General features: G+C 73.6%; 15 protein-coding genes, 1 tRNA gene and 1 pseudogene. 11 read left to right on the forward strand and 6 right to left on the reverse strand.

Features of this window, described 5'->3' with window-relative positions; all coding sequences use genetic code 11:
• Positions 1 to 293 precede the first annotated feature (293 nt).
• On the reverse strand, positions 294 to 1,136 hold the full coding sequence (locus ACFV61_RS20470; RefSeq protein WP_079135943.1) for a hypothetical protein: 843 nt from the start codon (positions 1,134 to 1,136) through the stop codon (positions 294 to 296).
• Between the two features lie 595 nt (positions 1,137 to 1,731).
• On the opposite strand from ACFV61_RS20470, the gene ACFV61_RS20475 reads away from it, so the two are divergent.
• From ACFV61_RS20475 to ACFV61_RS20505, 7 genes are all read left to right on the forward strand, one after another.
• A complete protein-coding gene (locus ACFV61_RS20475; RefSeq protein WP_380493093.1) occupies positions 1,732 to 2,553 on the forward strand; it encodes a transglycosylase family protein in 822 nt (273 codons plus the stop codon).
• Between the two features lie 340 nt (positions 2,554 to 2,893).
• Positions 2,894 to 3,352 carry a transglycosylase family protein gene (locus ACFV61_RS20480; protein ID WP_380493095.1) on the forward strand — a complete coding sequence of 153 codons (459 nt, stop codon included), beginning with the start codon at positions 2,894 to 2,896 and terminating at the stop codon, positions 3,350 to 3,352.
• Positions 3,353 to 3,422: 70 nt separating this feature from the next.
• Positions 3,423 to 4,139: an alpha-ketoglutarate-dependent dioxygenase AlkB family protein gene (locus ACFV61_RS20485; protein ID WP_380493107.1), complete on the forward strand. Its 717-nt coding sequence runs from the start codon at positions 3,423 to 3,425 to the stop codon at positions 4,137 to 4,139.
• 220 nt (positions 4,140 to 4,359) lie between these two features.
• Positions 4,360 to 5,226 (forward strand): acyl-CoA thioesterase, encoded by an 867-nt coding sequence (locus tag ACFV61_RS20490; RefSeq protein WP_380493097.1) that lies wholly within the window; start codon positions 4,360 to 4,362, stop codon positions 5,224 to 5,226.
• 254 nt (positions 5,227 to 5,480) lie between these two features.
• Positions 5,481 to 6,272, forward strand: a complete 792-nt coding sequence (locus ACFV61_RS20495) for a DUF1684 domain-containing protein (RefSeq protein WP_380429937.1) — start codon at positions 5,481 to 5,483, stop codon at positions 6,270 to 6,272.
• A 275-nt stretch (positions 6,273 to 6,547) separates the two neighbouring features.
• Positions 6,548 to 7,744: an MFS transporter gene (locus ACFV61_RS20500; protein WP_380493109.1), complete on the forward strand. Its 1,197-nt coding sequence runs from the start codon at positions 6,548 to 6,550 to the stop codon at positions 7,742 to 7,744.
• 157 nt (positions 7,745 to 7,901) lie between these two features.
• A tRNA-Pro gene (locus ACFV61_RS20505) sits at positions 7,902 to 7,975 on the forward strand.
• 375 nt (positions 7,976 to 8,350) lie between these two features.
• Here ACFV61_RS20505 and ACFV61_RS20510 read toward each other — a convergent pair.
• From ACFV61_RS20510 to ACFV61_RS20525, 4 genes and pseudogenes are all read right to left on the reverse strand, one after another.
• Positions 8,351 to 8,566, reverse strand: a pseudogene (locus tag ACFV61_RS20510) (site-specific integrase); the annotation flags it as partial.
• A 427-nt stretch (positions 8,567 to 8,993) separates the two neighbouring features.
• The gene (locus ACFV61_RS20515) at positions 8,994 to 9,395 is read right to left on the reverse strand and encodes a hypothetical protein (RefSeq protein ID WP_380493099.1); all 402 of its coding nucleotides are present in this window, start codon (positions 9,393 to 9,395) and stop codon (positions 8,994 to 8,996) included.
• A gap of 468 nt (positions 9,396 to 9,863) precedes the next feature.
• Positions 9,864 to 10,223: a hypothetical protein gene (locus ACFV61_RS20520; protein WP_380481527.1), complete on the reverse strand. Its 360-nt coding sequence runs from the start codon at positions 10,221 to 10,223 to the stop codon at positions 9,864 to 9,866.
• A complete protein-coding gene (locus tag ACFV61_RS20525; RefSeq protein WP_380493101.1) occupies positions 10,198 to 10,896 on the reverse strand; it encodes a type III effector protein in 699 nt (232 codons plus the stop codon). Before ACFV61_RS20525 ends, ACFV61_RS20520 begins: the two co-directional genes overlap by 26 nt.
• Before the next feature lie 110 nt (positions 10,897 to 11,006).
• On the opposite strand from ACFV61_RS20525, the gene ACFV61_RS20530 reads away from it, so the two are divergent.
• The 4 genes from ACFV61_RS20530 to ACFV61_RS20545 all read left to right on the forward strand — a co-directional run bounded on the left by ACFV61_RS20530 (position 11,007) and on the right by ACFV61_RS20545 (position 12,785).
• Complete coding sequence (locus ACFV61_RS20530) at positions 11,007 to 11,441, forward strand: Hsp20/alpha crystallin family protein (RefSeq protein WP_380481523.1); 435 nt, start codon at positions 11,007 to 11,009, stop codon at positions 11,439 to 11,441.
• Between the two features lie 133 nt (positions 11,442 to 11,574).
• The gene (locus tag ACFV61_RS20535; RefSeq protein ID WP_380481521.1) at positions 11,575 to 11,871 is read left to right on the forward strand and encodes an STAS domain-containing protein; all 297 of its coding nucleotides are present in this window, start codon (positions 11,575 to 11,577) and stop codon (positions 11,869 to 11,871) included.
• Positions 11,872 to 11,922: 51 nt separating this feature from the next.
• Positions 11,923 to 12,327 (forward strand): DUF2267 domain-containing protein, encoded by a 405-nt coding sequence (locus ACFV61_RS20540; protein ID WP_380481519.1) that lies wholly within the window; start codon positions 11,923 to 11,925, stop codon positions 12,325 to 12,327.
• A 59-nt stretch (positions 12,328 to 12,386) separates the two neighbouring features.
• Positions 12,387 to 12,785 (forward strand): DUF2267 domain-containing protein, encoded by a 399-nt coding sequence (locus ACFV61_RS20545; RefSeq protein WP_380493104.1) that lies wholly within the window; start codon positions 12,387 to 12,389, stop codon positions 12,783 to 12,785.
• A 370-nt stretch (positions 12,786 to 13,155) separates the two neighbouring features.
• Here ACFV61_RS20545 and ACFV61_RS20550 read toward each other — a convergent pair whose 3' ends face one another.
• Positions 13,156 to 13,368, reverse strand: a complete 213-nt coding sequence (locus ACFV61_RS20550) for a hypothetical protein (RefSeq protein WP_380481515.1) — start codon at positions 13,366 to 13,368, stop codon at positions 13,156 to 13,158.
• Positions 13,369 to 13,468 lie beyond the last annotated feature (100 nt).

Genomic DNA, 13,468 nt, shown 5'->3' on the forward strand with positions numbered 1-13,468 from the left:
GCTGAGGGAGAGGCCGCCTTCCGGCGGGTGCTCCGGCGGGTGCTCCGGCGGGTGCGGAGCCCGGGCGTGGAGCCCGGGTGCCGACGGGTCGGGGCGCGGTTGGGGCTGGGTGCTGAGGGGGCGGGGTCGGGGGGCCGCCGCGGGGGGGGGCGCGGGGGGGGGGGGGGGGGCGCCGGGGGGGGGCCGGGGGGCCCGGGGGCCAGGGGGGGGGGGGGGCGGGCGCGGGGGGGGGGGGGGGGGTGGGGGGGGGGTGCCGACAGGGCGGGTGCCGGCGGGCCCGGGTGCCGAGGGGCTCAGGTGCCGGCGAGGGGGAGGGAGGCGGCGACCACCTGACCCAGTGCCACCGCCCGCTCCAGCGCCTGGCGGAGCAGGTCTTCGCGCGGCTGGCGGCCCACCATCCCGGCCGGGACGGCGTACATGGTGACCTCGGAGAGCTGGCTCGCGGCCATCCGCCAGGCGTCGGTGACCTGGAGCGGCTGGTGCGCCTGCCACCAGCCGGTGCTGCCGCCGGCGGCAGCGGGCTGCAGGATCGCGTGCAGCTTGCCCATCGCCACCAGGACCGACCAGCCGCCCAGTTGGTCCGGGGTCTCGTCGAGGTCGGTGATGGCCTGGAAGCCGGCGTCCTGGAGCAGGTCGAGGAACTCGTCCTCGCCCGAGGTGCTGCCGGGGCGCCCGACCGGGCCGGTCGGTTCGACGACCAGCGAGGCGTGCCCGACCTTGCCGTGCAGCACCAGCCCGCAGGTGATGCCGAGGATGGCGGCCTGGCCCGGCGCGCTGGGCTGGGCGGTGGGGGCGGTCGCCGGGGTCGGCGCGGGAATGGGCACCAGCGGGTGCGCGGGCGCGGCCGGGGCGCCGGTCTGGGCCTGGCTGATGCTGCGGACGGCGCCGACCAACTGCTCCTCGGCCACCGGCACCACCTGGGACGGGATGCAGCGGGCGTGGGCGAAGGCGAGTACGGCGGTCTCCTCGCCGACGAACAGGACGGTGCTGGTGGGCTCCGCGTGGGTGTCGCCGGAGGTGCGGCAGGAGGTGCATTCGTAGCTGTCGGGTGCGCGGTCGCCGCCGAGGAGGCGGTCCGCCTCGTCGTCGCCGATCTCGGACCGGACCTCGTCGCTGACGTCGAGCATGCGCGGCACAGGTTCTCCTCTGGTGGGTGCGGTTGGCGGTCGGGGGCGGATACGGGGAGGTCGCCATGACCAACGGGCCCTTGTGTCAGGCGTCACGGGTGGTCGACGAGGCTGACGGGAATTGCCTCTGATCCGACCGCGCCGCGTGTTCTCGTGGTCGCAATGTGTCGATGTCGGTGGCAGGCCTGCCGGAATGAAACCGTGAGGTGAGTCACGCCACCGTGATGTTTGATCTACGAATCGACGGCTAAAACGGGCATTTCGGGCAGGATTGTGCGGGTACTACCGCCGGTAACCCTTGGCTGAGCTGGGCAGACCGGTGGAGTTTTGGTTTCCCCGCCGACCGGCTCGTAGCTTCATTGGCGGCGCAACGAGCGCCACCCGGGTTCACCCCCGACGCACCGCCCCTCCGGCTCCCCGCCGGATGCGGCAGGTGCCCGCCGACGCGATCGCTCGAAAAGGTCGCCGGTGAGCGGCTGGGTGGCCGGGGCGGCAAGCGGCACGTCCGACACGTGCACGGTCGCCCGACGGACGCGGCAAGTGAACGCGGCCCTCTCCAGGGCCTGGTTCCGCATGCCCGCCCGGGGCTTTCGAGAGGAACCCCATGACCTTCCGTCACGAGACCGCCGCTGCCACCACCTCCACGGCCACCAAGCGCAACCGCGTCCGGATGGCTGTCGTGGCGGGCGCCGCTGTCGCGGCCCTGCCGGTGGCCGGCCTCGTCACGGCCACCTCGGCCTCCGCCGCCTCCGTCTCCACCTGGGACTCCGTCGCCCAGTGCGAGAGCGGCGGCAACTGGGCCATCAACACCGGCAACGGTTTCTACGGCGGACTGCAGTTCACCTCCAGCACCTGGGCCGCCTTCGGCGGCACCGCCTACGCCTCGCAGGCCAACCAGGCCACCAAGGCGCAGCAGATCGCCGTCGCCGAGAAGGTCCTCGCCTCGCAGGGCCCGGGCGCCTGGCCCGTGTGCTCCGTCAAGGCCGGCCTGACCAAGGGCGGCACCCCGGCCGCCGTCGACACCTCGGCCGGTTCGACCACCGGCTCGGCTGCCGGTTCGACCGCCGCCAAGCCGACTGCCCCGGCCGCCAAGCCGGCGCAGACCCAGGCTCCGAAGGCCGCCGCTGCGCCGAAGGCCGATGTCGCGCCGAAGGCCGCTGCCCCGAAGGCCGCCGCTGCGCCGAAGGCTGACGTCGCGCCGAAGGCCGCGCCGAAGAACGACGCCGCCAAGGGCGCCAAGGGCTGGACCGGCTCGAACGACACCAAGCCGGCCAAGGGCGACAGCTACACCGTCAAGTCCGGTGACACCCTGAGCTCGATCGCCGCCGCGCAGGGCCTGGACTGGCACGACCTGTACAAGAACAACGCCAAGGTCATCGGTGGCAACCCCGACCTGATCCTCCCGGGCCAGACCCTGAGCGTCTGAGCACCTGAGCACCTGGGCCTCTGAGCGTCTGGGCCTCTGAGCAACTGAGTGTCTGAGCGTTTGACACCGGCTCTCCGGGGTCTGCCGCCTGATGTCGGCTGTCCGACGTCCCCGGCCTGAGGTCGGTTCAGCGGGCCTCCCGGCCCCGGCGGTGTGCTGACACCACGGCCGCTTCTCCGCTGCGCGGGGGAGTGGCCGTTGGCGTTTCCGGTGCTTCCGGTGTTCCCGGCGTTTCTGGCGTTTCCGGCGCGTTCGGAGTGTCGTTGGGGAGGGCCGTGAGGCGACCGGCCTAGGGTCGGCTGCTGTGCCGCCTCCCTGTGACGAGCGTATGTGCCGGGTCGTGCTTCGACTGGGCGTCGCCGTGGTGCTGCTGGCGGGGGCGGCGGCGATCCCCTGGGAGCGGGCCGGTGCGGCGGCCCGGGTCGCGGACGTCGTGTGGGACGGCCTCGCCGAGTGCGAGAGCGGCGGCGACTGGCAGGCCGACACCGGCAACGGCTACTACGGCGGCCTGCAGATCTGGCCGCCCACCTGGGAGGTCGCCGGCGGCTTGCGCTTCGCCGACCGGCCGGACCACGCGAGCCGCCGGGAGCAGACGACCGTCGGCGAGGAGATCCTCCGACGGCAGGGCTGGGAGGCGTGGCCGGACTGCGCGCGGGAGCTGGGGCTGATCGGCGGATCGCCGGCCCCCAGTGGCGGTCCGACCTCCGGTGGCAGCCCGACCCCCGGTGGCAGCCCGACCTCCGGTAGCGGTCCGGGCTCCGGAGGTGGCCCGGGCTCCCGAGGTCGGCCGGGTTCCTGAGGTCGGCCGGGCTTCGGCCGTGGCGGTGCGGGAGGATGGTGGGGTGATCCAGGGCGAACTGTTCGGTGACCTGCCCGGTGCCGTCCCGGGCGGCCGGTCGGGGCCCGCTGCCGCGCGCGGGCGCGCCGAGCCCGCCCCCGGTGCCGTCCTCCTCCCCGGCTGGCTGGACGCCGATGCCCAACTGCGCCTGGTGGCCGCCTGTCGGGAGTGGGCCCGCCCACCGGCCGGCCTGCACGCCGTGCGGATGCCCACCGGCGGGATGATGTCCGTACGAATGGTCAGCCTCGGATGGCACTGGTATCCGTACGGTTATCGGAAGGACGCGGAGGACGGCACGCCCGTCAAGCCGTTCCCGCCCGAACTCGACCGCCTCGCCCGCCGGGCCGTCGCCGACGCCTACGGGACGGACGCCCGGCAGATCGCCGGCGCCGCGTCGTACGAACCCGACATCGCGATCGTCAACCACTACCCGCACGGCGCGAAGATGGGCCTCCACCAGGACCGCGACGAGCGGACCGACGCGCCGGTGGTCTCACTCTCGCTCGGCGACGCCTGTGTGTTCCGGCTCGGGAACACCGAGACCCGGACCCGCCCGTGGACCGACCTGGAACTGCGCAGCGGTGACCTGCTGGTGTTCGGCGGCCCGGCCCGGTTCGCGTACCACGGTGTGGTGCGCACGCTGCCCGGCACGGCGGATCCGGCGCTGGGTCTGGTCGGCCGGCTCAACATCACCGTGCGGCAGTCGGGGCTGGCGGCGGGGGAGGCGGGGGAGGCGGGGGAGGCCTGAGTCCGGGTGGGCGTTCGTCCGTCCGCCTGGTGACCGCTCTTCCGCTCTTCCCCTACTGCTCGCTTACTCGTTCGAGTGAATCGGCTCCTTCGGCCCGGTGAGCGGGAATGACCCCGGTCGCCGGAGAATTCCAGTGGGTTGGAGAATTCGATCAGGACGGGCGCCGGAGCCGGGCGGAAGACCTCCGCCGGGGCCGTGGGCCTGGAGAGGAAGCGCACGCATGGGTACCCCCGTCGACGACCTTGTCGACCTGCTCGACCTGGAGCAGATCGAACTGAACATCTTCCGCGGGCGCAGCCCTGAGGAGGCGCTGCAGCGGACGTTCGGCGGCCAGGTCGCCGGGCAGGCGCTGGTCGCGGCCGGGCGCACGGTGGACGGCGACCGCCCGGTCCACTCGCTGCACGCCTACTTCCTGCGCCCCGGGGTGCCCGGCGTGCCGATCGTCTACCAGGTCGACCGGATCCGCGACGGCCGCTCCTTCACCACGCGTCGGGTGCTCGCCATCCAGGGCGGCCGGTCGATCTTCGCCCTCACCGCCGACTTCCACCGCCCCGAAGAGGGCGGCATCGAGCACCAGCACCCCATACCGGACGTCCCCGCGCCCGAGGACCTGCCCAGCGCGCTGGAGGAGGTCGGTTCCCGGCTCGGCGAACTCCCCCCGTTCATCAGCCGCCGCCAGCCCTTCGACATCCGCTACGTCGACCGGCTGCGCTGGACGAAGGAGGAGCTGGCCGGGGTCGAGGCGCGCAGCGGAGTCTGGCTGCGGACGGACGGCCCGCTGCCGGACGACCCGCTGATCCACGTCTGTGCCCTCACCTACGCCAGCGACATGACGCTGCTCGACGCCGTCCGCGCCCCCGTCGAGCCGCTCTGGGGCACCCGGCACTTCGACATGGCCTCGCTCGACCACGCGATGTGGTTCCACCGCCCGTTCCGTACGGACGACTGGCTGCTGTACCAGCAGGAGTCCCCGATCGCCCACGGCGGGCGCGGCCTCGCGCGCGGGCAGATCTTCGACCGGAGCGGGCGGCTGGTGGTGTCGGTGGTGCAGGAGGGGCTGTTCCGGCCGTTGGACGCCGGCAGCTGACGGGGTGGGCGAGTGGGCGCGTCGGGTGCTGGGTGCCGGCGGCCGGGTGTCGGCCGAGCGGGCCGGCCTTCGTCCCGGCGGGCGTCGTGTCCGTGGTGTTGCCGTCGTGACGCCGTGTTGCCGTCCTGTGGCCGCCCTGTGGCGGTTCCGGCAGGCGGGAATGATCCGTCCGGGTGCGCGGCGTTGTGGTGGGTGACCGAGGTGGACGGCCCGAACAGCGGGCCGCCCGAGGACCGCAGTGGGAGGGTGTACCGATGACGGCTACGGCCGCGGAGGACTGGAAGCGCTGGAGCGATGGCCGGGCGGCGTCGGTGAGCTCGCCACACGGCCAGCTCGCACTCACCGGCACGCACTGGTTGGAGCCCGGACCCGTCGAGATCGTCGGCCTGCCCGGGCACTGGTGGGCCGACGCCGAGGGCGTCCGGGTCCGGGCGGCGGCCGCGGACGGCATCACCGTCGGCGGCGCCGACGGGCCGGTCGACGGCGAGGCGCTGCTCCGTCCCGACACCGATCCGGCCGCCGACACCGCCACCCTCGGCGACCTCCTGCTCGTCCCGATCGAGCGCGAGGGCGAGCTCGCCCTGCGGGTCTTCGATCCGGCCGCGCCGCGCCGGACGGCCTTCGCGGGCATCTCCGCCTACCCGTACTCGCCGGAGTGGGCCGTCCCCGCCGTATTCACCCCGTTCGAGGAGGACGGCGCCCAGTCCGTGCTCGTCCCCAATGCGGACGGCAAGGAGCGCCCGCTCGCCGTCACCGGGCAGATCGCCTTCACCGTCGCCGGCGAGCACCGCGAGCTGACCGTCAGCCGCTCCGGCGACCGCCTCACCGGCGTCATCGCGGACGCGACCAGCGGCATCGGCACCTACCGCTTCCGCTTCATCACCCTCCCCGCCCCGGACGCGGACGGCCGCACCGTCCTCGACCTCAACCGGGCCTACCTGCCGCCGTGCGCCTTCGCCGACCACTTCATCTGCCCGTTCCCGCCGCCGGGCAACCGGCTCGACTTCGCGGTGGAGGCAGGGGAGAAGCAGGTCCTGACCAGGTAGGACGGGCCGCTGTCCGGCCCCGGTGCGGGGAGCGGGGAGGCCGGGGCGGACCATGGAGGGTTGTGTCGACCAATCATCCTGCCAATCCCGCCCCGGCGTCCGATCCCGCCCCGACGCCTGCCCCTGCCTCGGCGCCTGCCCCTGTTCCGGCGTCCGATGCCGCCCCTGCCCCTGCCCCTGCTCCCGCGGAGGAGCCACCCTCCGACGTCTCCGCTCCGTCGGCCGGAACCGAGAACCTCCCCTGGTACCGGCGGGCCTTCGCCGACCTCAGCCCACTGCGCGACCACCCCGACTACCGCCGGGTCTGGTTCGGGCAGGCGGTCTCCTCCATAGGCCAGCAGATGACGGCCGTCGCCGTCTCCGTCCAGGTCTACGACGAGACCGGCTCCGCCTTCGCGACCGGCCTGGTCGGCCTCTTCTCCTTCTTCCCGATCGTCGCCTTCGGCCTGTACGGCGGCGCGATCGCCGACACCGTCGACCGGCGCAAGCTCGGCCTGATCGGTTCGGCCGGGCTCGCCGCCGTCTCCGCCGTCCTCGCCGTGCAGGCACTGGCCGGCCTCGGCCAGGTCGCCGTCCTCTACGCCGCCGTCGCCGCCCAGGCCGGATTCTTCGCCCTCAGCTCGCCCGCCCGCTCCGCGATGATCCCCCGGCTGGTCCCCAGCCACCAGCTCCCCGCGGCGAACGCGCTGAACACCGTCAGCATGAACCTCGGCCTCACCGTCGGACCCATGCTCGGCGGCGTCCTCATCGGCGCCTACGGCACCCAAGCCGCCTACCTGGTCGACACCGTCGCCTTCGCCGGCACCCTCTACGCGATGTGGCGCCTGCCCGCCATGCGCCCGCTCGGCGACCGCAAGGGCCGCGCCTCCGTCCTCGACGGCCTCCGCTTCCTGCGCGAGCAGCCCAACCTGCGCACCAGCTTCCTCGCCGACCTGGCCGCGATGATCTTCGGCATGCCGCGCGCCCTCTTCCCCGCCATCGCGGTCACCTTCTACGGCGGCGACGCCCGCACCGTCGGCCTCCTCGTCGCCGCCCCCGCCGTCGGCGCCCTCACCGGCGCCCTCTTCTCCGGCTGGGTCGGCCGCATCCACCGCCAGGGCGCCGCCGTCCTCGTCGCCGTCGCCGCCTGGGGCCTCGCCATCGCCGCCTTCGGCGCGCTCCACAACCTCTGGCTCGGCCTCCTCCTGCTCGCGGTCGCCGGCTGCGCCGACACCGTCAGCATGATCTTCCGCAACACGATGATGCAGGTCGCCGCCCCCGACGAGATGCGCGGACGCCTCCAGGGCATCTTCATCGTCGTCGTCGCCGGCGGCCCCCGCCTCGGCGACTTCGAGTCCGGCGCCGTCGCCGCCCTCACCAACCCCGCCACCTCCGTGATCACCGGCGGCCTCGCCTGCGTCGCCGCCGTCGTCCTCCTCGCCGCCCGCCGCCCCGCCTTCCTCACCTACGACGCCCGCCACCCCACCCCCTGACCCACCCCGACCCGCCCCCGACCCACCCACCCCCCAACCCGGCAGCGAGCACCCCTCCACGTGCTGTATTGTTTTCCACGTCGCCGGGACAACCGGAGACAAGGTCGAGAAGCCCACAGCAGAGCCCCCCAGGCCCCGCTACCGGGCACCGAGACCACGGGACGTGGCGCAGCTTGGTAGCGCACTTGACTGGGGGTCAAGGGGTCGCAGGTTCAAATCCTGTCGTCCCGACAGTGAAGTCGGTTGTGAGAGCGGGTACTTGGGAAACCGGGTGCCCGCTCTTTCTGTTGCCGTGTCAGTTGGTGGTCGCATGGTGGTCGCCGGGCCACATCGGCCATGGTGCCGGGGGTTCTTCTGTTCGTGCCTGCTGATATGCGGGCAGGTGCCGGTGGGGGCGTGGGTGCTGGCGCCATGGGCGCTGGGCGCGGCAGACGGTGCGTCCGAGTACGGCGCGGTCCGCGTTGTCGAGGGTCCAGGCTGCGGCGTCGACGGCCGCGCGGGCGGCGAGTCGGGTGAGTTCTGCGTAGATGTTCGCGCTGGTTGACGGGTGCGGTGGCGCAGGGTCTTGGAGATGACGGGCAGGGGGACTCCGGCGGCCAGGGTGAAGCTGGTCATGAGGTGGCGCAGGTCGTGGAGGGCGATGCGGGGGACTCCGGCTTTGTCGCACAGCAGGTGGAAGTGGTCGAGGACGTTCTTGGGATGGAGCGGCCGGCCGTGGCGGTGGAAGACGTAGTCGCCGCTGTCGGCGATGTTGCCGAAGGCGCGGGTGCCGGCGCGGTCGTCGAGGGCCGAGGCGACACGGTCGGAGAGGGCGACCCACATCCTGCTGCCCTTGGTCTTCGGGTGGTGAGCACAAGCTGGTTGTTGTCGACGGCGGAGAGCGTCGCGCGGACGAAGAAGACACGGTCGGGGAGGTGGACGTCGTCCCAGCGCAGGGCGAGTGCCTCGCCTTTGCGGATGCCTGAGCCGATCATGAGCTCGGCGAGGTCGGCGTAGAGGGGGTCGGTGACGTGGGTGAAGCGCAGGAAGCGGGCGGTCTGTTCCTCGGTCCACAGGCGTCTGGGGGCGGAGGCGGGGCGGCGGGGGAGCAGCGGGGGCTTGGCGGGGTTGCGGGCGAGCCGGCCGTCGTGGACGGCGCTGCTGAGGGCGCTGGAGAGGGTGGCCATGATCCGGTGGACGGTGACCCTGCCGCGGCCCCGGCGCAGCTGGTTGGTGACGAAGGCGGCCAGGTGCTGGCGGGTGAGGTCGATCAGGGGATGGTGCCGAGGGCGGGGATGAGGTCCTGTTCGGTGTAGGTGCGGTAGCGGGCTATGGCGGTGGGCTTGAGGCGCAGCTCCTTCTCGTCGAGCCAGTCCCTCAGGTAGTCGGCGGTGCGCTGCCTGGGGTCGGTGATGACGCACAGGGCCAGGCCCTCGTTGAAGCGCTGCAGCGCGATGCTGGCGCGGAGTTCGTCGGGGAAGCCGGCGCGGCGGACGGTGCGGCGGTGGCCGTCGATGGGCGGGGTGTCGACGGCGAACGCCCAGGTGCCGTGGCGGGGGTCGGCGGTGAGGCGGGGGCAGATGGTGCCGAGCTGTCGACGGTGGTCGTCGCGGCAGCCGCAGCGCCGGTAGACGCGTCCTCGGTCGTTTCCCGGGTTCGGTGAGCAGCGCATGGTGATCGCCTCGGAAGGTCGAGCGGCGCGCGGGATCTGCCTCCCATCCTGCTCCTCTACGGCGACCACCGTGCGACCGCTGAGCCCGGAGAATGTTATTGACCTGCGGGTCTCCCTTGGCCAGCGACAAGGGGAGATGAGCTGCAGGCCGGGCTCGGCCGCGTTCGGGGCTGTTGGTTCTTGTGCTGCTCGGCCTCTTCGTCGTCCCGGTCTTCGGCGTCGTCGCTGAGGTCTCCGTCGATTCGTTAGCTGGCGATTGCCGCGTGACCTGCCCGTGTCCCACGCGGCGACAGTGTGGAACACGCACGCAGAGTACTCCGCCTCAGCCCGGCCGCCTCGCCGACGTCAGGGGCGGGGGTGGGGGTGTCCAACCAGGTAGGACATGGGCGAAGTCGGCGCCTCCGCTCGGCCGTGGCGTCAGATCGCGGCGTATCGCCAGGGGGTCTCGGGGGCGGTAGTTCTCCCTGTCTACGGGTACCCGGACTGCTGCCTGGCGGCCTCCGAGGCGTGTCGCGGTGCGTTCGGGACGGTAGGTGCGTGCCGGTGGCCAACGGGGTCGGAGGGGTTCTGCGTGGGGGCTCGCGCTGGTTGCTCCGGTGGGATGGTCGGAGGCCCTGCCGGCGTGGGGAAGGCATGCGGGGGCCAGGACCCGTGGGCCAGGTCGTGGTGGAGGGCGTCGATTCTGGCCAGGCAGGTGTCGACGGTGGCGATGGCGGCGCTGCTGTGCTCGCGGATGCGGCGTTCGATGGCGGCGAGCCGGTCCTCGATCTGCTGCCAGCGGTCTTCAGCGGTGGTGAGGGGGTCAGGTGCGTCGTTGGTCGCTGTCATGGCGGAGGCGTTCGGTGCGGTGGGTGAGGTCGTCGAGGCGGGCGGTGAGGTCCGGGTGGGTGGCGGCGAGGTGGGGGCGCATGTCGGCGAGGGGCGTTATCAGGTCGGCGGGGTCGGGGGCGCCGAGGGCGGTGGTGAGCGCGGTCAGCGCGGGGCGGGCCCGGGGTGGCAGGCCGGGTGCGGCGCTGATCTGGGCGGCGAGGACGCGCAGGTCGGCTGCGTTGTCGCGGGCCCAGGCGGTGACGGCGCGGTCCGCGGCCCGGCGGTCGCGGACGGCTTTGACGCGCTCCGCTCCGGTCGCGGCCTCTTCGGGTCTGCTGCCGGCGGGGCGCAGGCGCAGGTAGCGGTTCTCGGCGGCCTGACGGCTGGCGACGCCCATGGGGTGGGCGAGGTCGGCCCAGGTGGCGCCGCCGTCACGGGCGCTCTCCACCAGGCCCGCCTCCCAGCCGGCGAGCTCGGTGCGCAGTTCGCGCAGCAGTACCAGGGCGGCCAGGGCCGGCTCGGGGCCCTCGTCCGGTGCACCGGTGCCGGGCCGGGTGGTCGGGCGGGTGTTCCGGGCGGTGCGGACAGCGTCGTCGATGGCGGCGAGCGCGGCGGCGGCGGCGGCGAGGAAGGACGCCGGTCCCGTGGGTGGGCCGCCGCCGGTGGCGGGTACGTCGGGCCGCTTTCCCATGGCTGTCACTCCTTCAGCGACTTTGCTGTTTGTCATTGGATGGATGACATGCTAGAACAGATTCAGGTGAAGCGCACTGGCTCCCATTCGATCAGTGGAGGTGTTTCGCGATGCTGATGCGCACTGACCCGTTCCGCGAGCTGGACCGGCTGACTCAGCAGTTCCTGGGCACGAACGGGACGTGGTCGCGGCCGGCCCCGATGCCGCTGGACGCCTGCCGTGTGGGCGACGAGTACGTGATCTGTTTCGATCTGCCGGGGGTGGCCCCGGACGCGATCGAGGTCGACGTCGAGCGGAACATGCTGACCGTCAAGGCTGAACGCCGCCCCCGTCACCAGGGTGACGACGTGAAGTGGGAGCTGTCCGAGCGCCCGCTCGGCGTGTTCTCCCGCCAGGTCATGCTGTCCGACACCCTCGACCCCGCCGGGATCAGCGCCGACTACGACGCCGGCGTGCTGACCCTGAAGATCCCGATCGCGGAGAAGGCCAAGCCCCGCAAGGTCGAGATCAGCCACAGCGGCAGCCGCAAGCAGATCCAGGCCTGACCCCTCCCCGGACCGCCGTCCCGCACCGCCAACCCCCGGGCCCTGCGGGACGGCCCCCGGCCGGCTCCACCGTCCGGCCCGGCCGCCCCGGCGCACCACGCCGTGTGGGCCGGGCCGGCGGCGGGAGACCACCATGCGCGACGACCAGGGGCACGAACCCTTCGCGCTGCGGGCGTGCGGCGAGATAGCCCTCGACACCGCCCCCGCGCTGCGCCGTGCTGTGACCGCCGCGCTCGGGGCACATCGGGAGGTGGTGCTCGATCTGTCGGAGGTGACGTTCATGGACTGCGCGGGCCTGGGCGCTCCGGTCCGGGCCCGCAACCAGGCCGACCGGTGCGGCAGCCACCTGGTCCTGCGAGGGGCCGGCCGCCGCGTGGGCCGGCTGGGCAAGCTCACCGGTGCGCACCGGCGCCTGGTCGTCGAGCCCTGACCGGGCGTCGACGGCGTTCACGCCGAGCCCCGGAACGGAGGGAGAGGAACCGTGGCTCTTCGATGGGAGGCGTTCCTGGAAGACGTCCGGGAACGCGGTGAGTACGACACATCCCGGGAGGCCGAGCGGGCGGCGCGCGTCGTACTGGCCCTGCTCGGCGCCCACCTGGTCGGCAACGTGCGCGCCGAACTGGCCGCCCGCCTGCCCGAGACCCTCGCCCTGATCCTGCTCAACCCGCTGCAGGCCGCCGAGCCGCTCAACCCCGAGCGGTTCACGCGCGCGACCGCGGCCTGGATCGAGGGTGCCACCGAGACCACCGCCCTGTGGGACATCGGCGCGGTCCTCAGCACCGTGGCCGACGCCGTCGGCGACGACCTCACCGAGCGCGTCCTGCTCCAGCTGCCGCCCGGCTACGACCTCCTGTTCGGCCGGCCCCGGCCCGGCCACCGCCCCTGAACACCGTCCGCGCCGCCGCACCCGTCCGGCCGGCCCCGTTTCCCTGGAAGGCCACCGCCATGACCCGGTACCGCCTCCTGCTCCAGCAGGTCCGCACCCTGGGCCGCTACACCTGCGACGAGGAGGCCGAACGCGTCCTCACCGTCGTCCTGGCCGCCCTCGGCAGCCAACTCACCGGGGAGGAACGCTGCGACCTCGCCGCAGCCCTGCCCGAGCGTGCCCGCACCGTCTTCGCCTCGCAGATCCCGCTGCCCCGGCCGGTCGCCGCCCCCGCCTTCGTCGAAGCCGTCGCCCGCGCCCTGAACACCAGCCTCACCGCCGCCCGCTGGGACGTCTCCTCCGTCCTGGCGGCCCTCACCGACCTCGCCGGCGACCCCCTCACCGACCGCATCCTCACCGACCTGCCCCGCGGCTACGCGCTGCTGTTCGGCCGCGCCGACCTCACGATCGCGGCTTGACCCGGGGCGGCACTACCGGCGCCGGCCGCCCGCCACCCAGCGTGGCAGGGCAGTCGGCGCCGGGCCGTCAATCCGGCCGGCGGCGGCCACCGGAGCGCAGGACGACGACGCAGGACCGCCACCGCCGGGTACCGGTTCGAGTCCGGCGCCACGCCGGTGCACCCGCGACATCCACCTCGGCCGGGTGTGACCGGCCCAGCCCTGCCGAGCACCGGCTGGAACCGGAACCATGCTGGAGTTCACCTCCTGGCCGGGCATCAGCTCCCTCGCCCCGGCCAAGCAGGGCGAGCGCGCTGCGCACCACGACGCCAGGCGCAGGACCGATCTGGGCATCTGGTCAGGCAGGTCCGCGAGCGCGGCCCGGCAAGAGTCACCTCTGCCCGTGGGCGCCAGCTGGGCGGGCGGTGTCGAGGGCGTCGCGCAGGGAGTACAGGTCGGCGAGGGTGGCCAGTTCGGCGAAGCGGGCCAGCAACCGGCGGATGGTTCGGTCGTCGCCGTCGTGCACGGCCTCGGTGATCGCCTCGACGAGGGCAGCCTGCCCGGGCCGGGCGGTCTCCGCTGCTCCGGGCACCAGGTCCTCCACTCCCGCCTCCTGCGCGGTACTGCTTGTTCGTCGGCGGTGGGGGGGCGGGGGGGCGGGGCGGGGCGGGGACCGCGCCCGCCGCCCGGGAACACAGACAACC

Origin of the sequence: Kitasatospora sp. NPDC059817 (assembly GCF_042731835.1) — a bacterium.
In the GTDB taxonomy this organism is placed as follows: Bacteria; Actinomycetota; Actinomycetes; order Streptomycetales; family Streptomycetaceae; genus Kitasatospora.